This window comes from Autumnicola aciditolerans (genome assembly GCF_041679265.1).
Classification (GTDB): domain Bacteria; phylum Bacteroidota; class Bacteroidia; order Flavobacteriales; family Flavobacteriaceae; genus Autumnicola.
The window spans coordinates 20,205-42,831 of sequence record NZ_JBGFSM010000010.1 but is presented as its reverse complement, the minus strand read 5'-3'; the positions used below and the strand labels follow the sequence as shown (position 1 = coordinate 42,831).

Here is a 22,627-nt window from a genome sequence, read left to right as displayed (position 1 = left end):
CCTTGTCCCCACGCTACAGAGGTTAAAATTCTTCTTTTTTAAGCCAATGTTTTAGAAGTCCAGCCTTAATGGGGCTACTTCTTAAATATCACGCAGGTATGCCATGTTTTCTTCCATGCTTTCAAAAGGATTATTGGTGTATTCTTCCTGCTCAATAAAAATATGTTTTACGCCCGATTTTTTCTGATTTTCAAGGATCCTGTTAATATCCAGATCTCCATTCCCAAATTCGGTACTTTCTTTTTCGGTAATATTCATGTCTTTTAAATGCCAAAGGGGAAAACGGCCCGGAAATTTCTGAAAATAGTCAACAGGATCGTTTCCTGTAGCCACCACCCATCCAAGATCGAGTTCCATGTGTACAAGATCAGGATCTGTATTTTCCAGCAAAACATCATATAGTACCTGCCCGTCTTTGGTCTCAAATTCATATTCATGATTATGATAGCCAAATTTCAGGTTTCTTTCTTTACAGGCTTTTCCGGCTTCATTAAACATATTGGCTACTTTCTTATAATTCTCTACCGTTTGCCCTTCTGAAGGCATAGTGGAGCAGATAAGATATTCCTGTCCAGATTCCACAGCCTGCTGCATAGTATCTTCCCATTGATCGTCCAGATGTACATGGCCGCTCACCAGCTTCATGCCCAACTCTTTACAGGCTGCCTGCATTTTTTGCGGCCCCATACCGTAATAATTTCCTTTTTGGCTACGGGCGCTTTCTATTTCTTTTATGCCCATGGCTGCTATCTTTTCAAGTGTTCCGCGGGCATCGGTATCCAACGCATCACGAAAGGTATATAACTGAACTCCGAATTTTTTCACTTTTGCTGCAGAAGGAGCTAAGGTGAAAGAAGGAAGGAGTATTGCTCCCGCTGTAAAAGCAGCAGACTGGACTAAAAATTTTTTCCGGCTTATCATAATTGTAATATTTTAGTTAATTTATAAAAAATTGCCATAGCTAGTTTAGTTTCAAATACTTTTCTTTAACATTCCACCCTTTCAGCAGGATCTGGTTATTTCCCTCCAGCAAATCAGCAGAGGCAGAAACTTCCACATTCATAGATTCCTCCGGCTTAAGGCTAAAATAATTGTCCTTCCAGTACACGGGTAACACATCTTCCCCGTCATTAAGCAATCTTGCGCGGGTAAAGAAAGCCAGTTCCCCGGAGGTATTACTAAACTTTATCGTCCAGGTAACCTTACCGTTTTCCTGTTCTTTATTTAAAACTTCAGCCTCAAGGCTTGTTTCCTTCATTGTGTTTAAAGAACTGTAATCGTCATTTTTCGCCAGCCAGTACGTATTATGGGAAAGGAGGTTTCCGCTTTCGTCTTTTAAGCTTAAGACCACTATTTTTACTCCGTCATTATTCTGAAAAACTTTTTTAATTGATAATGGCTGCACCACATTTGAGGCACCTGCCTTTACCTTTGAAGTTTTTTGGTATAACTTTTCTGAAGCAGGATTAAAAACCGCTACCTCCAGGTTCATATTTTTCAAATCTTTATATGAACGGTTTACCACAGTGACCTCATAATTAATTGGATTAAGCTGAACATGCACCGGCTCCACTGCCCCCTGCATAAAATAGTAGCCCGCGTTTGGCTGAAGGTACCAGTCATAAATTTGCCAGATTACGCTGGGAAAAGCAGCATTTAATTTCCAGAGCATTGCCCCGCCAATATCATTTAACCTACTTCCTGCCGCTTCAAAAATTCCCTGATACCCCACCGCGTTCATCAATTGCATTTTTTCAGAAAAATCTTCCATAGAAACAGGTTCACCATAACGTTTTACCATTTGTTCATAATACAGGTCGTACCTGCCGTTACCGGTGGCGGCATCATGATAGCCCCAGGTATTATTTAGCGGAAACGGAAGTTCCGGATCCCAGACCAAATCTGGAATAATCTTTTTAAGGGAATTATAGGGAGGCTGGGAGGGCAATCCTGTTTCATCTTTAAACACCCAGTCTTTTGCATTATTGGCCAGGTCGTAATACTCCTCAATATCCTGCCAGGTATAAGGGCCGCTGCTATAAACCCCGGAGGCTTTTCCATCTGGCCAGGAGCCTTCAAGATCTTCAGGCAGTTTCGCGAAACCGGAAGAGCTGGGAATAAATGGACGTGTTCCGTCCAGATCTATTACACTTTGCCGCATTTGCCTGTACACATCTTTTCTAATATGCCCTTCATTTCCACCCGTCCATAAAAGCAAACTGGGGTGATTCCTGATCCTGTAAATAGTACTTTTTACATTATCTACAAAAACATCTGGTTCTACGGGCCAGTCTGTAGATCCTTTAAATTCGCCGTGGGTATCGCCGGTTACCCAAAAGTCTGACCATACTAACATTCCATATTTATCTGCCAGGTTAAAGAAGGTATCGGGTGGGGTAATTCCCCCTCCCCAGATGCGGATGAGGTTAATATTTGAATTTCGGCACAAATGTAATTCGGCATCATAGCGGGTGGAATCACGGTCCAGCAGCATATCGGGAACCCAGGCACCTCCAACCAGCTGGATACGCCTTCCGTTCACATAAAAATCCCTTCTTAGAAACTTGTCTTTTACTTCAACAGGTTTAGAGCTTACCGTACGAATTCCAAAAACAAAACTGGTATCGTCTGAAACCACTCCATCGGTTTCATATCGTAGGTTGATGTTGTACAGATTGGCCTTTCCCTGCCCGTTTGGCCACCATAAATGAGGATCCTTAACCTGCAGTTCAGCGGTATTTTCAGAATTTATATCCACAGTAGTTTCTGATGCTGCGGGTATATTGATTTCTCTTGAAATATGTATTGGGGCGCCTTCAAAATTATTTGGAGTAATATCCACTTGCAAGGTTCCCTTTTGAACTTTGCTGCCAATATTTCTCAAAGAAAGATCTAAGGAAAGCCTGGCGAGCGTAGTATCGGGTAAGTTAGGAAGCTCTGTAACAATATGCGGCCTTTTAATGGTAACCGCCCCGGTGGTCCTGAGGTAAACAGGTTGCCAGATGCCAATATTCCTGTCCCTTGCCGGGGGAACCCAATCCCATCCCACAGAACATAACATGGTAACATTTTTACCAATATCCCCCGTAGGGCCGCCGTTGGGGAAAAAATCTCCCATTGCTTTTAACTGTTCTTCTGAAGGAAGCCCTGGGAAATCTAAAGGATAAATTTTTACGGCCAGCACATTTTCTTCACCCGGTTTTACCAGCTCGCTTACATCAAAACTATATTCAGCAAACATTCCCACCATCTCTGTAGAATCTGCTACCTGCTTACCATTCATCCAAACCGCGGCACGATAATTAATCCCTTTAAAGATGAGCTGAAAATGGCGTCCTTTATCTTCAGCAGGAACTTTAATAGAGGTTCGGTACCAGTAGGGTTCCTTCCAAGGGTTTCCCACATTAGGAATATGGCTGTACTGTTCCAGGTTATAAGTTTCATTAAATTCATCTGAAGCATCGGGAATCCTCATATTATTCATCCCAATGTGAGGATCTGGATATACCTCGTGATCTACAAGCGCCGATAATATGGTGGAAGGCACTATTGCCGGAAACCAGAATACCTTTGGTTTATAAGCTGCTGTAGAGAGTGTCTCGCCACCTTCGTCTATCACTTGTGAAGACTGAAGTTCAAAATTGGTTATCTTTTCCTGTTTTACAACATTATCCTGTGCTAAAGCAGATTGGCTAAAAACACAAAATAGAAGCAACAACCTGAATATTTTTCTCATGTGTTCTGTTATATTTTTACTTTTATTTAATTTCAGTTTCCTGGAAAGGCAGATTACAGCCTTTTCCTACATTTCTTCAAGCATTCCTTTAAATACAGGTCTGGCCAGCAGATAATATACTTCTTTTAGGGCATCCAAAAAATTATTGATACTGCTTATTCTATATTGTTCAGCAGTGAAGATTCTGCCTTAGTGTTGCTTACAAAAACTATTGACTTCCCATCTGGACTCCAGGCATAATTGCCAAAGCTACCTTTGCCCCCGTAGAAATAAGCAATAGTTTTAGAACCACCTCCATCTACCGGTAACAGCTTTAAATTTACCATTTTATTTGCTGCCGCCTGTTTTGGATCAGAATCATGGGGAAAAGACAGATAGGCAATCCATTTTCCATCGGGAGACACCTGAGGAAAACGAGCATGTCCAAGATCATAAGTCATTTGGATTTTGCCGGAGCCATCTTTTTCTTTCTTCCAAATTTGGTTTGTACCCTCCTCTCCAGCACTGTAGAAGCTATATTTTTTGGATGAGTTAACAGGTTGAGGTTCTTTAGTTTCCCTGCTTTTCTGAACATTATCTCCTCCGTTAACACTTATTTCAAAGGTTTCATTATCATTTTTAAAATGGATAGTATTCCCATTTTTTGAAAAGTATGGGTTCTCTATAGCATCTTTTGAGGTATATAAAACCTTTCTTTCTCCCGTAGCCACAGCTATGGTTTCCAGCCTGCTTCCCATTTGAATACTATCATAGGATATCGTTTTCACCAATGGATTGGGGTGCCAATCTGCAGCCACAGGTTTCGTAATCCTTACATTCCAGACCTTCACTTCCTGAAGGTCCTCCTCATCAGGATCATGGGCAAGGGCGTAAGGGCCTACCAAAACCTCCTCATTTAACTCCGGCAGCACAATAGAACCCATCTCTTCCAAAGGTTCTCCCGGGTGAGCCACACGCATGGTAATGGTTTTGCCAATACGGCTTAACTGGATTATGGTTTCTCCAAAATAAGTCTTTGGGAAAAATATCTCTTCCTGAGGATCACGCATATACGCGCCTCGCATGAGCCGCCACTGCAATACCACCAGGCCATCGCCGTGCACACAGGAATTGATGCTCACCGCATCCGGCTCTGTGCTTTCCCTGATCATCCAGCCGGTTTTCCTGTGATTATTACCATCTTCGTTTCCCACCAACTCAAAATTCGCGGTTAGGATAAAGTCTCCCTTTATTTTTCTGAAAAGGAAATGAAAATCATCATGGTTAAACCAGATATTTGCTCCTCCTCCTTTTATAGTATAAGTTTGTGAAGCAGGATCGTAAGAAGCCGATCCTTTCACTTTAGGATCACCTATATCCTGACTTTCTTCAAACTGACCCAGCTGTGCATATCCCGCAGAACAAAACATGAGGAATATGCATAAGATCTTCAAATATTTTATCATTATTTATCTATTTTTAAAGAGGTCAGTAACGCCTGGCTAATTCAGTTAAAAAGCTTGCCGCATTTGATGCCGTTTTGCTGAAAGTGCAACTTCCAAACTTTAAGATCAAAAAACAGACTTTATATCCCAGCTCTTTTAATTATGCTTTATTTTTTCTGAAATTAGTTACTAACCTCCATGTTTCTTGTATTTAAGACATCTTCTGTTCAGGAATAAAATATTATTAATATTCCACAACCCTTTTCCCGGCAGTAGCTCTTCAAATCTGTATTGCAGATTGGGAAATGGGATCTTGTTATTCTTTTTTAGCTGAATTGCTCACAAAAGCAATATGCTTGCTGTCCGGAGACCAGGAATTTACATTAAGAGTTCCCTGCCCACCGTATAAATAGGCGATTACCCTGGGAGCTCCTCCTGAGACCGGCATCAATCTTAACATCACCTGTTTATAGGAAGGATGGTCATTTAATTCTATACCTGGTTTAAAGGAGATAAACGCGATCCATTTTCCATCTGGAGAGATATGCGGGAACCAATCGTTATATTCATCAAAAGTTAGTTGTTCCTTATCACTCCCGTCCGGCTTCATTCTCCAGAGCTGCATGGTTCCTCCTTTTTTGGAACCATTATAATAAATATATTTCCCGTCTGGTGAATATTCAGGCCCGTCTACATGTTCTAATTTTTCATTATTGGTGAGCTTTACTTCCTCTCCCCCCTTAATGGATTTTTTGTAGATGTCATAAATTTGTCTTCCGTTTCGTTGCGCCACATAAACAACTTCTTTGTTATTAGGTGCCCATCCATGTAAATAAGAAGGAGGGTTACTGGTAACCGCTGTGGGTTCTCCCCCGCTAAGTGGCAGTACAAAAACATTTGAACCATTGCCATTATTATTGCTTATTCCCAATAATTTCCCATTAAAGGAGATACAATGGTCATTATTAAGATTATCTGCAGAGCCGGTATTTACTTTTTCTATTCCACCTCCATCTGTGGGAATAGTATAAAGAGAGCCGTCCATATTAAATAACAGTTTATCCCCATCGGGCATCCAGTTAGGGGCTTCAAAACGGCTGTCTTTTTCATGAATCACCACACGTTTGCCATCAAAAACATTCATGGTTTCCATACGGCAGCCTATCCAGCCTTCTTCATTGGGATTATAATCTTCCGGTACCGGCTGGTCTATGCGGGCATTCCAAACATGTGCTGTTTCCACAACATCTTCATCATGAGAACCTATAACTATTCCCACCAAAGCTTCTTCCGGCATAAAATCCAGCTCCTTAGAACTTATTTCCTGGAGGGGCTCTCCGGGATGGGCAGCACGTACTATAAAAGTATTTCCTTTTCGCTCCAGCTGGATAACCTGGTAGAATTTTTTAGGAGCCCAAACATCATCATAAGGATTTTCCATAGCGGCACCTTTTCTTTCCCTCCACTGGCCGGCGGTAAGGCCATCCCCATGAAGAAATCCTCCCACCATTACCGCGTTATCATCTTCTGAAGCACGGGCCATCCATCCAATTTTACGATGCACCTCATTATCACCAACAAATTCAAAATTAGCGGTCACAATAAAATCCCCTTGCAACTTATTGTACAAATAATGGTGCTCATCCCGTTGACCCCATATATTATAACCCGCACCTTTAATGGTATAGGTCTGGGTATCTTCATCAAAAGAAGCCGAGCCTGCTTTCTTAGGGTTTCCAATATCTTTGTTGTTTTGAAAGATGCCTACCTGTGAATCCTGGGCAAAAGTTAGCTGTGTGACACAGAATAACAATAGCATAAATTTAATTTTCATATTAAGATTTATAATTAATTATTAAAGGGTTTTACCTGTTACTACTTTTTTGAGGTAACAGCTTTTGTTAATATCCGGGATTCTGTACGTATAACCCGTTGGTAAAATCTATTTCTTGTTGAGGGATAGGAAGGTATTCATCCCTTCCTGCTGTAAAATGGGCATTGGACAGATATTCCCGCTTGGTTTGTTCTTCTTCCAGATAGGCATTAAGAACTTCTTCTGCTTCCCCCCATCTTACAAGATCAAAAAGGCGCCAGCCTTCCATTCCAAATTCCAGCCTTCTTTCAAATTTTAAGGCTTTAAGGGCATATTCTTTGGAAGGGAAATTCTCATAAGGCTGAATATTATACACATTGCTTGCCCCTGCTTCCAGTGGTAGATCTGTACTGGCGGCAGCCCTTGCCCTTATTTCATTAATAATTGGAAGGGCTTCCTCATAACGGTCTAACTGGATTAGGGCTTCTGCCTTGAACAACAGGACATCTGCATACCTAATGAAGGTATAGTTTACTGAACTCACAATAAAAGGTCCCTCTTTAAACCAGCAAGAACAATCTGGCGCCTGTTGTTCTTTCATGTTACCATAAAATCCATAGACACCGGGATCTCTCGCCCAGGTAGATTTATAGATCATATCGCCGGGTTCTGCCACCTGGTTCCTGTATTTATATGGCCTGCCAGGGAAACCTACCGTATGGTCAAACCTTGGATCTATACTGCCATAAGCTTCGGGATCTGTCATATCTGTAGTGTTGAAGCTTTCCAGGAGTGGCAACCCATCTGAACCTGTTTTAAAGGCGTTTACCATATTCTGGCTGGCCTGGTGAAAACCACAACATCCATAAAGAGGCGACCCTGTGGGTGAGTTTACTGCTGTAGCATAGCTGCCTCTGCTAACTTCAGTACCATCATTAAGGGAGAATTGAACTGCCCAGATAGATTCCGGTCCGTTCTCGTAACCCGGCAAAAAGTTATAAGCAAAATCCGGCTCCAGGTCTCCTGTCACTTCATTAGCGTACTCTATTACTTCCTGCAGGCGTTCTTCATTAATATTTACCACCTGGTTTTGCTCATCTTGTTCATAAGCCTGGTATAGTCTTAATTTGGTAAGATAAGCGGCCGCCGCATTCCTGTCTGCCCTTCCTACCTGGTCCTGGGATTGGGGAAGGTTGTTGTATGCGTATAAGAAATCGTCTGCTATCTTGTTCCATAACTCATCATTTGGTAAATCATTCGAAACATTCAGGATTTCTTCATCACTTATATCTTCAGAGATATAAGGAATGTGTTTGAATAAAAGCTTCAGCATAAAATGGGAGTGCCCGCGTAAGAACCTTAGTTCTCCAATTCTTGTGCTTTTGTCTGGATAATCTGCATCCGGAATTTCATTGATCACCCTTAGGGCGAAATTAGCCCTGGAAATTGCTTTATAATAATTTTTCCAGGTTTTAGGCCCCATCAGGTCCCCGGCATCGGGAATGGTGAGGGTGTAAACCTCCAGCCTGTCAATTTCCCCAAGGTCTGTACGCCCACCGCCGCCTTTATAGGCATCGTCTGCCCGCACACTTCCGTAAGGCCATAAGTTGGTTATTGGCCCTCCAATATTATCATTTCCAATGGCTGAATATGCCGCTACAACCAGGGCTTCAGCATTATCTATAGTAGCCACATTGTCTGAAGAAAGTACTCCGGAAGGTTCAACTTCCAGAAAATCATCACTACAGCCGCTTATAGTTACAGCCAGTAAGGCAACAAAAACAGTAATATATAATTTTTTCATAGTTCGCATTTTTAGAAGTTTAAATTAAGTCCAATAGATAAGGTTGTAGGTACCGGGATCGCACTAATGTTCGTACGTTCAGGATCTGACCCTATATAATCCTCTGGGGTGAACCAAAACAGGTTTTCTCCCTGAATATAAAACCTTAGGCTGGACATTCCCGCCCATTCAGAAATCATATCCTCTGGTAATGAATATCCTAATTGCATGTTCCTTACTTTAAAATAGGAGTTGTTCCTGTAAATATAATCTGAATCTTCAGTGAAATTATTCACCAGGCTCAAAGCAGGAATATCGGTATTGGTATTAGAGGGCGTCCAGGCATCAAGGGTGCCGGGTCCCGCATTATCTAATCCAGGAACAAAATTGTTGAAATTTATATAGCTATCTACCCCTATTCTACCGGCAACGCCAGAACCAAATACTGAAAAATCGAAATTTTTATACCTGGCATCTATTCTTATCCCATATTCCAGGCTTGGCAAGGTAGTGCCCAGCCAATCCCGGTCATCTGCACTTATAACTCCATCGTTATTAGTGTCTACTATACGAATACCTCCGGGACGCGCATTGCTTATTTGCACTCCACCGGTAGGGTGTTCATCTACTTCAGCCTGATTCTGGAACAATCCGTTGGTTCTATATCCAAAGATGGAGAACTGGGAATGCCCGATGATAGAATTGTCTGCAGTCCCGGGATAGGCGGTCCGGGCTTCCTCCGGTAAATCTGTTATTTCATCTTTAGTGGCTCCAAAATTGGTGGCAACTGCAAAGGAGAAATCTTCCCCGAAGATAGTAGAATAATTAAGGGCCAGCTCCCAGCCATGGGTATGAATAGAGGCTCCGTTAATCCATTTTTCTCTTCCCTCTCCCACAGCAGAGGCAATGGGCGGTTGTATGAGAATGCCATCGGTATTTCTGTTATAATAATCAAAAGATCCTGTAAGGTCATTATTCAAGAACCCAAAATCTAAGCCGATATTTACCTCTTTTGTCTCCTCCCATTTTAAACCAGGATTGGCCGCCTGAATGGAAACAAATCCCGCTGGGAGGTTCCCGCTGTTATTACCATTTAGATCATAAGCGGTACCAACATTATACCACTCACTAAACAAATTCTGTTCGTATTGATATTCTACCGGGCCATAGCGTGCTTCATATAGTCCAAACCTTGCAAAATCTCCTATAAACTGATTTCCAACCACCCCATACCCTGCTCTTAATTTTAGGGTGGATATGGTTTCATTATCCTTCAAAAACGCTTCATTATTTATCCTCCAACCTGCAGTGACTGCCGGGAAAATAGCATAGCGGTTCTCTGATCCAAATTTAGAGGAACCATCCCGGCGCAGGGTCACAGAAGCTAAATATTTATCTGCATACCCGTAATTTATCTTTCCAAATTGTGAGAAAAGCGCATCCCCCGACGTTGTTCCCGAACTGTTCCTTTGACCTGTAGCCGCAGAAAGCACAAAATATGATTCATTTTCAACTGCAAAATCCTGGGCTGAAGCAGTAGTGCTGTTCAAGGTATTTTCAATTGATTCTGTTCCCAGGAGCACATCAAACCTATGCTCTCCTAATTCCACATTATAATTTAGCGTGTTGCTAAAAATTGTACTGGTAAAATCCTGTTGTACTTCAGTTAAACTGTTCGTGGTCCTGGTTATAAAGCCGTTTTGCACCAATGGTTCTATGTCTTTTGCTTTAGAACTGTAATGGTCTACCCCCAGGCTTGTCCTAAAGGTGAGGTTCTCAAGCAGGTCCACCTCTGCATATACATTTCCAAAAACAGTCATTCGCTGCGTATTATCCCACCGGTTGATATATTGAATATAAAGGGGGTTGTTCCTGTCTGAATATCCAGATCCCAGTGGCCCGGCATAATCTCCTGTAGCGGTATAAACGGGAATGGTTGGAGCCAGGGTGATCGCCAGGTAGGGAACCTGGTTGTTGGCAACATCTGTAGATTGCATCCTTTGTTTAGAAGTGAAGAACTGGCTGTTCACCCCAAGCCTTACTTTATCATTAAACAAGCTGGCATTTGAGTTAAGTTTAGCGGAATATCGTTCATACCCGGTATACTTTAAAATACCTGAATTGTCCAGATAGCCAAGGTTAATAAGGGCAAAAACCTTATCTGACCCTCCCGAAACGGACAGGTCGTTATTTACCACATATCCTGTTTCATAAAGCGCATCCTGCCAGTCTGTATCTCCCGAAGGCACATTAGAATCTCCTCCCACAAAGGGCTGCACTGTTACATCATTGAGAACAGGATTATCAAAATCTCCATTCCAGTCAAAATTATATAAACCTCCATATCCATCATTAGGATCTGAATTATCATTTACCGAAGCCTGCCAGAGAACCCTGCCCCTTTCCCGCGCATTAAGTACATCGTACCGCTGCTTTTTCTCAGATAATACTGAAAAGTTACTGTTAAAAGACACATTAAGATCATCCCCTCTTTTGGAACTTTTGGTAGTCACTATTATTACCCCGTTGGAAGCCCTGGAACCGTAAATAGAAGATGCCGAAGCATCCTTGAGTACCTGGACAGATTGAATTGTACTGGGGTTAATACTGGAAAAAACTTCCTGTCTAACGGTGGGAACCCCGTCTATAACATACAAAGGTTCATTATTCCCAAGGGTATTAACCCCTCTAATAAGGATACGGTTACTGCTGCCCGAGGGGTCCCCGGATTTTTCTACATAGAGACCGCCAACCCTTCCCTGCATGGCTTGCAAAGGGCTACCCGAACTCATGGTGGTTTCCTGTATAGGAGCCATCTCCACCACGCTTACAGCTCCGGTAAGATCTACTTTTCTTTCTTTTCCATAACCTGTTACTACAATTTCACTAAGTGCACTGGCATCTTCCTGCATTACCACGTCTAAGCTGGTTCTTCCCTGTACCGGGATCTCCTGGGACGTGTATCCCAGGAAGCTGAAAACTATAGTAGCATCTTCCGCTACCCCGGTTATTGAATAATTACCATCAAAATCTGATGTTGTTCCCCGCGTGGTTCCCTTTACAAGAATATTAACCCCGGGAAGTGGCATTTGGCCATCTGTAACTGTACCGCTTATGGAAATAGTTTCATTTCCCTGCTGTGCATTTACATGGGCACATATTACCATAGAACTGAAGAATAAGATGAAAGAAAATATTTTCATATTTAGCTATTTTGGTTAAGATTAATTAAAATCATATCAATTTGTTTAATTAGTAATTTTGGTATCCTGGAGCTAAACTATTATTAAAAAAACAACAGTGTTTTTGATAATACATCAAATGATTATAATGTTGTTGTGCTCCTTCTGAATCCCTTGTTATAGGTGAGATTCAAAGGTTAATTGCTAATTATTTCTTAAAAAGAAAAGTGTTACTTATACTGAGGTTGCAGCGATGTATGATGAGGTTGCATGGTTTTTCATGAAAAATTTTATCTTTTCGTTCTTTTTAAAATCTTTCACTACAACGATATAGTAAAATTGGCGAGGCAGCTTACTAATTCAATAAAAGACTGGAACACAAAAAGCAAATTGACTTTATTTTTGCTAAGATCTTTAACAGAAAACTTCGGTTGGCTTTTGTCCTTCAGTTCAAGAGGCTTTAATACAAATCTTTTCTTTGGAACCAAAGATCCTCCCCAACCTTTACGACTTCGATAGCTTTTAATTATAGAACAGAATATGAAAAAGTACCAATTTTACTACGATTGGCTTACAGGATCTAAGATGAGCCGATATTAAGGGGGCATCAGGAAGAAATGAAAAAATCTGTTCTTAATACTTGAAAAAGCAACTATTCCGGAGGCCTGGTTCTTATAACAGCTCACGCACCCATCTAAGGAAATTGATGGATTGCTATTTGTTGTGCAGGAGCCTGCGGTTAAGATGCCATGGATTTTCTGAAGTAAACCGGAGAGGAACCATATTTTCCTTTAAAAGCAGTAGAAAAGTAATTTGGTGATGAAAAGCCATTTTTATAAGCGATTTCAGATACGCTTAAGTTACTTTTCACCAACATAGATTTTGCTCTTTCCAGCCTAAATTGTGTAATATAATCACTAATACTAATTCCCAGAATGGCCTTTACTTTTCTATACAGCTGTGATCTGGAGATTCTTAAATGATGTGCCAGGTCCTCTACAGAGAAGTCTTCCTTATCTATATTGTCTTCAATTAACTTATTTAAATCACACAAGAATCCTTGTTCCAGGTCTCCAAAGGATTCAATTTCGTCTATTTTATAAATATTGTTAGTATAATAATATCTCAGGTTTTCGCGGTTGTATAACAAAGATCTTATAGATTGGATTAAAATGGAATAACTAAAGGGTTTGGTGAGATATAAATCTGCTCCGCACTGCAGTCCCTTTACATAGGATTCTTTATTGCTTAGTGCCGTTAAGATAACAATAGGAATATGGGAAGTCCTGAGATCCTTTTTTAATTGGTTGCTAATTTCAAACCCATCAATGTCTACAAGGTTAAGATCACAAATAATAATATCGGGTATAGATTGAAAGGCTTTTTCAACCGCATCTGAACCATCAGAAATTTCCACATGGTATTCCTTCATAAGTTTGTTGAAAAGGAACAAAGATAAATCCTTGTCATCCTCAATAATAAGAACAGAATATTTTTCAGCATTATCAGGCTCTACCGCTAAAGAGGTTACCTCTTGTGAAAGATCAGGCTCAAAATCAATAATTTTGGACCGGATGATTTCTTCATCTTCAATAATTTGGCCAGGTTCTAAATGTTCTGTGCCTTTGGGGATTTTAATGGTAAACTCTGTTCCTTTAAGTGAGCTTACCCTTATGCTTCCCTTGTGAAGTTCCATAAATTCTTTACTCAGGTGAAGTCCCATTCCCGAGCTTTTTGTCCTGTTATTAGAACCTTTAAAGAAAACCTGGAACACGTTTTCTAGCTCCTGCTTTGGAATTCCAATTCCCGAATCTTTAAAGACAACAGACACCTGCTTGCGCTCTACTTCATCTATAATCTGAATTTCAATTTTTCCATTATCTGGCGTAAACTTAAAAGCATTGGAAAGGAGGTTAAAATAGACCTTCTCCATTAAATTTCTGTCCATATACACAGAAATGTCTTTATTACTGCTTTTCAGCCGGAAATCAATATTTCTCTTCCTGGCTTCTTTCATAAAATCATTCATAATAGTAGCAGAAAAGGAGTAAAGATTGGTTTTTGAAGCCCTTAGTTTAAATTTACGATCTTCATTTTTTCTGAAATCCAACAGCTGATTAATCAGCCTTAACAAACGGTTGGAATTATTATGTATTAGTTCCAGCTCATTTCCTAATTTTACGCCTTTTTCCTTAACCACCTCACCAATAGATTCTATAGCGCTTAAAATAAGGGTAATGGGGGTTTTAAATTCGTGGGAAATCCCTGTGAAAAAATTCAGTTTTTCCTCATTGCTGATTTTAACCTGATTGGCTATTTTTTCAATCTGATTTCTCTGTACAGTTATTTTACTATTTATAATTTCCAGCTGCCGGTTCTTCTTACGAATGGCAATAATAGAATACACACTGTACACCGCCAGGCTAAGGATAATTACTAAAAAGGCAACAGAGGCTTTTAAAAGAAAATTTTGAGATGCATATAGTTCTTCCTGCTTTAGGATGGTACTCACCTGGTTTTCTATTTCGATTTGCTGTTGATTAACACGGTTTAACTGGTCCTGCATGATCCCTGCGTTAAATTTATCTATGACTATAGTATTTAACAGCGTGTTTTTGGGTACTTTTTCGCCATTTAAAATTTGAAGCGCAAGTTTTATTACCTCAGCTCCTCCTGTGGGATATAAAATGGTTGCATCTAAAACCCCGTCCTGTACCATTTGAATTCCCCCGTTAGGGCCATCTAAACCATCTACCCCAACAAATTTTATGTCATTCTCAAAGCCCATATCCTTCGCCACCTCCCAACCTTCCAGTGCCATATCATCATTATAGCAATACACATAATCTATTCTCTGGCCACCCAAAGAGTCTAAAAGACGTGCAAACACTTCTTTTGGAAAGCCGGCTTCATCAATATCCAGGCTCTGTATTAAGTGAATTTGAGGGTTATTGTTTAAAATTTGATGGAAACCCAGGCTCCTTTCCAGCGAAGGGGTAGATTCATCGCCACCCTTAACCTCAATAACATTAATATTTCCTTTGCCTGAAGAGGCCATAAATTTTCCCGCATTTCTCCCAACCTTAATGTTATCTGCTCCCAGGTAAGCAGTATAGTTGTTAAGATTTGCCTTTCTGTCCAGCAGGATAATTGGGATCCCTTTATTCTCTGCTTTTTCTAGAACCTCAACAATCAGGTTGGGCTCCAGAGGGGAAACAATGAGAATGTCTATACCTTCCTCGATTAAGCGTTCAATATCATGAATTTGATTTTCGGGATTATCATTTCCGTCATAAATGCTTAGGTCAACATTAGAGTGTACAGAAGCCTGCACCTTCATAGAATAGTTCATGCTTTTTCTCCAGTTGGAATTACTGGTACATTGAGAAAATCCAATTTTTATTTTATCTGTTTCCTGCTCTTTATTGCAGGAAGAAATAAGTGCAATAAGAGCAAACCATAAAACAAGAGTAGGGTAACGCATTTTTAAAACTATTAAGAGTTCCTAATGTAATCATAATTTAATATTAAAATGGCATAAATAGTAGCACATTCCTAATTTATATAGAGATAAAACAAACAATTAATATAGTAGGGGGGGCATCATTAGAGACACCTGTACGCTTTGGAAAGTGGTTTCAGAGATTTATGTAGAACAACTTCAAATCTTAAAAACTGCAGTTACCTTTAAGAATGCTACAGAAAATCAATTGAAGCCTGCGCTTATATATTAGTACTGCAAAACCACCATGTTTAGATTTAACTTAGTGATTTACAGAGACTAATTTTCTTGTACAGGAACTTTTCCATTCCTAAAGCCCGGGAGTAGGATTAGACAATTTAGCAAAGTAAGCCGTAGAATATTAAAAGTTATTGCTATGAAAAAGCTACTCCTGTTTTCTATTTATAGTATAATATTCCTAAATACAAGCCTGGGTTTTACAAATATTGAGGCAACCACTAATCCCTGTAAATCCTTTACAGCAGAGCCTAGAAACGTTTATAGTTTAAAAAATGCAGAGAACAGCTTCCTGGATAAGGAACCAGGTTTTACAGCTAAAGGATTAAATTATGAAATTGAGCTGACAGATATTTATATGGGCAATTTTAAGGATGTGCCTTTTGAAAGAAAGGGGATGTTTTTTTATAGTCTTTTCAGTACCTATATCTGGGAATATGCCAGGTTTTGCCCCCACAACCTTTCTCCGGACAAGATCCAGCTGACAAGACAAGTATGCGACCAGGAAGAGGTGATAAAAAACAGTGATGGAATAGAAATAAGCAGGAATTGTATTAGCTGGAGAAACGAAAAAACAGGTTATTATGCTGATAAGGATATGTATGCAGCTATGCGGGCTTTGGAGGGATTTCAGCTGGGTAATGTATTATCTATGGCGGGTACCGGGGATGGAATAGGCACTGCAGCTAAAATGATGGGAGAAATAAAAGCGATAAGCCTGGATGTAGTAAGGTTACTACAAATGAATGGCTGTAACAGCCCCGCTCTTAAACAATTCCAGGAAAATTTACGATTATTCGCTCTTGAACAGCAACCTGTAAGACTGGAAAATCTTATTGCGGAAAGACGGGCTGAAAGAAAGGAAATTTCTCCCCTACAGGATGTAGAACAATTAGTTGAAGACCTGGTATATGAAAATTCCAGGCAGTGGAATTTTAACCAATATCAACAAGGAAGTGTTGAAAATGTTCAAATTTTGGCACGGGATACCCAGGGGCGTCCACAGAAACTTAAAGCCGATTATTTATTCACAGGTTTTGCCGGAAAGAAGAAAGGTTCAGTTACCGTAACTTTTAACAACGCCTGCCTTCCAGAATGCCTCTACTTTTTTGATTTTCCTACTATTTGCAGGCCTGCCAGCAGGAAAATTACAAACGATTATGCCAAAAATGCTTATGTAAATTTAAAGAGCAGCCCGGACTCGCGAATGCGCCCTATAGATAATCAATTTGAGAATAAAGACTCCACGCAATATGAAGTTGAGGATGTGCTTTTTGATGTAGTTGAAAATGCTCCAGTTTTCCCGGGGTGCGAAAATAAAGAAAGAAAAGCATGTATGTCTAATAGAATTCATGAGCTGGTTACCCATAACTTCAATACCCAAATAATTCAGGAACTGGGGCTAAAAGGTACGATACAAATTTATGTGAAGTTTAAGATCAACAAGGATGGAAGTATTGTGGATGTTCATTCCATTGCACCACATCCAGTTTTGGAACAGGAAGCAATACGTGTGGTTAAGCTTCTGCCAAAAATGAAACCCGGCCTACAAAGAGGGAAACCGGTGGGCGTCTTGTATTCCTTACCCTTTGTTCTCAGGGCTAATGGCAAAAATACCATTACAAAAGCTGAGTCTCTATTACTTGAAGAAGAAAGAACCGCAGAAAATGAGAAAAATATTTCCAATAACCAGCTAAGGCACTTATTTAACCTGAATAAAAAAGAAAAAGATTAACCCGCCGGGCAGGATGATTTCACAAATACGCCCTGGCGGAAAACTAAATAAAATAATACTTAAAAAATTCCATTATGAAACCGGATTTTAAAATACCAACTCTATTTTTAAGCCTTGGGATATATCTATGCACTTTAGGAACCTACGGCCAAACCGAGCAACGCCTTACTCCTCCCAAAAAGCCCAGTAAGGTTAAAAGCATTGATGAATTTTCTGACCAAACTTTTAAAATTTACAATACTGTATTTGTCTATGACAGTTTAGTACAGGCAGGAGTTGAGATTCCTGCAGAAATAGAAGATGAAATCGCGGCAGATATTGAAGCCCGCATTGATAGTTTATCCAATGTTGTTCCAGAAATGATAGATGAAGTAGACAATGCCCCTATTATGCGTAAAATAAGATCTGCAGGCAGCTTAAATAAGTCCAGGCAGGCAATCACCTATATGCTACTTTTTACCAAAAGATATACCCTTGGAGAAGCTGAAGAGGAAACTATAGGTAATGTGGATTAAGTGATTTGATAAGATTACTTCTTGTATGGCCTTTTAAGAAGTATACCTCTTTGTTTCTTAATTTTCCTATAAACGGAAAGAAGCTATGGTTACCACATCCATAGCTCTTCCTGTGGTTTTCATTTATAGCCATTTTTTATAAAATTGAGTGCTGCAGCAAGTTAAATTAAAAATCCTACAGATTATTTTTGCTCCTCCTATTAATGGTATGTTGAAGATATATTTTACCAGTTCAATACTGTTCCATTTTGAAGAATCTATAGTTCATTTAAAATTTGCCTATGTACAATTATTAATAATGAATTTGCTTTTTGTTTTGCTAATTTAGAATGAAGGGTATAAATCTAGCTTTGATTGAAGTTCTGCACTTTACTTCAAATTTTCGAGCTATATTGTACACAATATTCCATTGCTTAAGTATAGTGCATAAGAAATTGTATTTGGTTGAATCATTCAGGTTCATTTGTTTTACCATGAACAAAAAGCTTAATTTATTCCTGTTTTTATTTTATTTTCTTTCCTGCCAGGTCCTGCTAGCCCAGGCACATCCGATATTTGAAAAAATTGATAATTCTAACGGACTCTCTAATGGCAGGGTTACCAGTATTGTTAAAGATGCTTATGGTTTCGTATGGATTGCAACTAAAAATGGCCTTAACCGTTATGACGGGCTGGAAAGTAAAGTATACACCAAACAAAACAGTTCCATTAGCTCTAATGATATTTCAGACCTTTTCCTGGATAAGAAGAACCGGCTATGGATAGCAACCCTTGGCGGTGGACTCAATCTCTACGATGCAGAACTTGATGCATTTCAGATTTTTAAATCTTCAGATAAATCCGGCAGCCTGGCATCAAACCAGGTAAATACCATTTTTGAAGATTCCGAAGGTTCTCTTTGGCTCGGTACAGAAAACGGTCTATCCTTTTTTGATGAATCAGGTAATGGTTTTTTGAATTTTCAGCATTCAGAAAAAGAGAACAGCTTAAGCCATAATAGTATTACCGGGATTTATCAAACAGAAGCAGGAACTTTATGGATAGGAACTTTTGGGGGTGGCTTAAATAAATTTGATCTCAAAACCCACCAATTTAAGCGTATCTATTCTAATGAGGAATATTTTTCCTCCTTCATTTATACCATTTACGGTCAGGAAGATGGAAATTTACTTTTAGGAACCAGTGGTGCAGGATTATTAAAATATAATACCACAAGAGACAATTTCTCTAATTACCTGAAGGATGTCGGGATAGAAAAAGATGTGAAAATTGTACGGGCAATTACCCGTGACCGCTGTGGCGCCCTGTGGATTGGGACAGACGGTAATGGCCTCTTAAAAATTGAGAACAAAGCTGAACAAGAACCAAATATTCAGAATTTCCTGTACAATTCACAAATGCGCTCCTCTTTATCGGGAAATGCCATTTATGACATTATGGAAGATAATGAATCCAACCTCTGGATTGGAACAGCCTGGAACGGAATTAACATTTTGGCGAACAACAGGGACTATGAATTACTTTTTAGTGATATAAAAGGCGATAATCCTTCCCCGGTTCTTTCTGTTTTTAAAGATAAAAACAAGCTTCTTATGGGTTTGGATGGTAATGGCCTTACCGTTTATGATGCCAACAGCAAAGCGGTCACTTATTTTAATAAGGAAAATGGAAAATACATTGGGGGAAGTTACTTCCAGTATATCGCAAAAAGCATAATGGGCAATACTTTGTGGCTTGGGACCTTTGCCAACGGCCTCATTTCTTTTAATCCTGAAAATGGCGATTTTCAGCATTATGCTCATGAGGCAGAAAATCCAAATTCCATTAGCTACAATGATGTTCGTTATATTATTCCTGAGGCAAACGGCAATTTATGGATTGCCACCTGGGGAGGTGGCCTGAATTACTTTGATGAGGAAACAAAAAGTTTTAAGAGCTTTCGGGCCAGTGAAGGCAATACGAACACCTTAACAAGTGATAACGTACTCTCACTGCAAAAGCAGGGTGAAAAATTATGGATTGCCACTTTTGGTGGCGGACTGGAGCTATATGACCTTAGAAGTGGAAAATTCAAACATTTTCAGTTTGATGAAAGTAACGGCAATTCCCCCTCGGGAAACAACCTGTTTTCCTTACTGCTGGATTCTTCTGGAAAACTTTGGATTGGGACTTCAGGCGAAGGAATTAACACTTACGATCCTGAAACTGGAAAATTCAACAGGTTTACCAAAGAAGAAGCTTTAAAGTATGCCACTGTTACAGCAATAGTAGAGGATACTAAAGGCAATATTTGGTTCAGCACAAAACAAGGAATTTGGCAATTTGATAAAGAGCAGCAGGAATTCCGGAGTTTTCCCGGGTTAAGTGGGGAGTTTCACATTAATTCTGCATTTAAAGATGATAAGGGCATGCTTTATTTTGGAGGAATTAAAGGGGTGGTAAAGTTTGACCCTGCAGCGGTGCAATACAATTCCAGTGCTCCACAGGTGGCCCTCACCAACTTCAAATTGTTTAATAAAAAACTTCCTGTGGGCGAAAATGAGATTTTGAACAAGAACATAGCTTCGGAAGAAAAACTGATATTAAAACATAATGCCGATGTTATTACTTTTGAATTTGCCGCCCTAAAATTCCCGTTTTCTGATAATTGTGAGTACGCCATCAAAATGGAAAATTTTGATGAAGACTGGCGTAATATTGGAAAAGACAGAACGGCAACCTTCACCAACCTTGCCCCCGGCAATTATACCTTCAAAGTAAAAAGCAGGGAAACCTGGGGAGACTGGGAAGAGAATTATACCTCCATAAATATTACCATTCTAAAGCCGTACTGGCTGCAATGGTGGGCATGGTGCTTTTATGCTTTATCAATTATTATGCTTTTTTATCTTTTTAGAAAATACATAATTGCCTGGGAGCAAATGAAGGCAAACCTGCGCCTGGAAAAATTCACACATGAAAAAGATAAGGAACTCTACACCCTTAAACAGCAATTTTTCACCAATATTTCACATGAAATTCGTACGCCTGTTACTTTAATTCTAGGTGCCACAAACCGGCTTTTAGAAAAAGGTTTGGTTGAAAAAAAGCAATCTGCCCCTCTCAGGAACATTCAAAAACACGGGAGCCATCTACTGCGTTTGGTGAATGAATTACTGGATTTTAGGAACCTGGAACTGGAAAGCATGAAAATGAAAGTTTCCCGGGAGAACTGGATAAGCTTTTGTGAGGAAATTTTTCTCTCTTTTACTGAAAGTGCACAACAAAAGAAAATAGATTTTAAATGGGAAACTTCTGTTGAAGAAGTTCTCCTGTGGTTTGACGCCAACCAAATGGAAAAAGTATTGTACAATCTTCTTTCCAATGCCCTAAAATTTACCCCTGAAGGCGGATGTATAAAAATGGCCATTTCAATATCCGAAAGCCACGTGGAGTTGAAGGTGAGCGATACAGGTATAGGAATTGGTCAAAAGCAGAAAGATAAAATCTTCCAAAGGTTTTATCAGGCTAAAAAATCCGGTGAATATAGCGACTCAGGCTTTGGCCTGGGATTATCTATTTCAAAGGAAATTGTAGACTTACACAAAGGAGCGTTATTTGTGGAAAGTAAGAAAGGCATTGGCAGTACATTTTTTTTGAAGTTACCATTGGGAAGCAAACATTTTGGGGAAGACCAGATTAAAAAGAATTTACCGACAAAAGACAAACACCGGGAACACATTTTAGAGGAGGAGATTTCGCTACCCGTAAAAAAGGTAGATTTATCCATCCTTAAAGGAGAAACCCTTATGATAGTTGAGGATAATGCAGAAGTGAGGGAATATATTTCTGGCCTCTTAAGGGAGTATTGCACTATAGTAGAAGCTACAAACGGAAAAGAAGCACTGGAACTTATAGAAGATAAGCAGCCCGACCTCATAATAAGTGATATTATGATGCCGGTAATGGATGGTGTTAACCTTACCAGATCTTTAAAAACAAACCCGCAAACAAGCCATATTCCCGTGATCCTGCTTACCGCCAGGGCAACATCGGCACAGCAGATGGAAGGTTATGAAACCGGGGCAGATGCCTACATCACAAAACCCTTCAGCGAACAAATATTAAAACTACGAATTAAAAATCTTTTGAGAAGCCGTAACCTGCTGAGGGATAAGTTTACTTCAGAAAAGCCTATACTCCCTGCAGATCTGGCAATTAACTCTCTAGATGAAAAATTCCTGGAAGACCTCATTGGTATTATTCGGGAAAATATTGATACCGAGAGCCTGAATGCGGAATTTATTTCCAAAGAAATGGGAATGAGTCATTCTGTTATTTATAAGAAGGTAAAGGCACTCACAGGTATGACATTTGTAGAATTTGTTCGGGATTTTAAACTGAAAATTGCCAGGGAACTAATAGCGGAAAAAGGTTTTTCCGTTAGTGAAGCCTGTTACCGGATTGGTTATTCAGACAGGAAGTACTTCAGTAAACTTTTCAAGAAAAAATTCGGTAAAAATCCTTCTGATTATAATAAAAATAAAGGCTGAGATATAAAGCTATTAAAGTCTTTGTTCCTCTGCCTTTCTACTTCTTCAGCCCACCTATAACTGCATAAAACGAAAAAATCCCCCTTTTTAAACAGATTTTTCCCCCTTCCTTATTTTACGCAAACGTTTTATTTGTAAATCATGAATATTCCCAAAATTCAAGTAATA

Annotated in this window: 10 protein-coding genes; 3 read left to right on the top strand and 7 right to left on the bottom strand. The window is 39.7% G+C overall.

The window, feature by feature from the left end; all coding sequences use genetic code 11:
* Nucleotides 1-81: 81 nt before the first annotated feature.
* From AB8M93_RS12055 to AB8M93_RS12025, 7 genes are all read right to left on the bottom strand, one after another.
* Nucleotides 82-921 (bottom strand): sugar phosphate isomerase/epimerase family protein, encoded by an 840-nt coding sequence (locus AB8M93_RS12055; protein ID WP_373057977.1) that lies wholly within the window; start codon nucleotides 919-921, stop codon nucleotides 82-84.
* Between the two features lie 40 nt (nucleotides 922-961).
* The gene (locus AB8M93_RS12050) at nucleotides 962-3,736 is read right to left on the bottom strand and encodes a glycoside hydrolase family 2 protein (protein ID WP_373057975.1); all 2,775 of its coding nucleotides are present in this window, start codon (nucleotides 3,734-3,736) and stop codon (nucleotides 962-964) included.
* 155 nt (nucleotides 3,737-3,891) lie between these two features.
* A complete protein-coding gene (locus tag AB8M93_RS12045) occupies nucleotides 3,892-5,181 on the bottom strand; it encodes a TolB family protein (protein WP_373057973.1) in 1,290 nt (429 codons plus the stop codon).
* A gap of 295 nt (nucleotides 5,182-5,476) precedes the next feature.
* Nucleotides 5,477-6,994 carry a TolB family protein gene (locus AB8M93_RS12040; RefSeq protein ID WP_373057971.1) on the bottom strand — a complete coding sequence of 506 codons (1,518 nt, stop codon included), beginning with the start codon at nucleotides 6,992-6,994 and terminating at the stop codon, nucleotides 5,477-5,479.
* A 67-nt stretch (nucleotides 6,995-7,061) separates the two neighbouring features.
* Entirely contained in the window at nucleotides 7,062-8,777 is a 1,716-nt protein-coding gene (locus AB8M93_RS12035) for a RagB/SusD family nutrient uptake outer membrane protein (RefSeq protein ID WP_373057969.1), read from the bottom strand.
* Between the two features lie 11 nt (nucleotides 8,778-8,788).
* Complete coding sequence (locus tag AB8M93_RS12030; protein WP_373057967.1) at nucleotides 8,789-11,959, bottom strand: SusC/RagA family TonB-linked outer membrane protein; 3,171 nt, start codon at nucleotides 11,957-11,959, stop codon at nucleotides 8,789-8,791.
* 718 nt (nucleotides 11,960-12,677) lie between these two features.
* Nucleotides 12,678-15,422 (bottom strand): substrate-binding domain-containing protein, encoded by a 2,745-nt coding sequence (locus AB8M93_RS12025; protein ID WP_373057965.1) that lies wholly within the window; start codon nucleotides 15,420-15,422, stop codon nucleotides 12,678-12,680.
* 394 nt (nucleotides 15,423-15,816) lie between these two features.
* On the opposite strand from AB8M93_RS12025, the gene AB8M93_RS12020 reads away from it, so the two are divergent.
* The 3 genes from AB8M93_RS12020 (at nucleotide 15,817) to AB8M93_RS12010 (ending at nucleotide 22,459) form a co-directional block, all read left to right on the top strand.
* The gene (locus AB8M93_RS12020; RefSeq protein ID WP_373057963.1) at nucleotides 15,817-17,412 is read left to right on the top strand and encodes an energy transducer TonB; all 1,596 of its coding nucleotides are present in this window, start codon (nucleotides 15,817-15,819) and stop codon (nucleotides 17,410-17,412) included.
* 74 nt (nucleotides 17,413-17,486) lie between these two features.
* Nucleotides 17,487-17,927 (top strand): hypothetical protein, encoded by a 441-nt coding sequence (locus AB8M93_RS12015; protein WP_373057961.1) that lies wholly within the window; start codon nucleotides 17,487-17,489, stop codon nucleotides 17,925-17,927.
* Between the two features lie 473 nt (nucleotides 17,928-18,400).
* Nucleotides 18,401-22,459, top strand: coding sequence for a two-component regulator propeller domain-containing protein (locus tag AB8M93_RS12010; RefSeq protein WP_373057959.1), 4,059 nt, complete (start codon nucleotides 18,401-18,403; stop codon nucleotides 22,457-22,459).
* The last annotated feature ends 168 nt before the right edge of the window (nucleotides 22,460-22,627 follow it).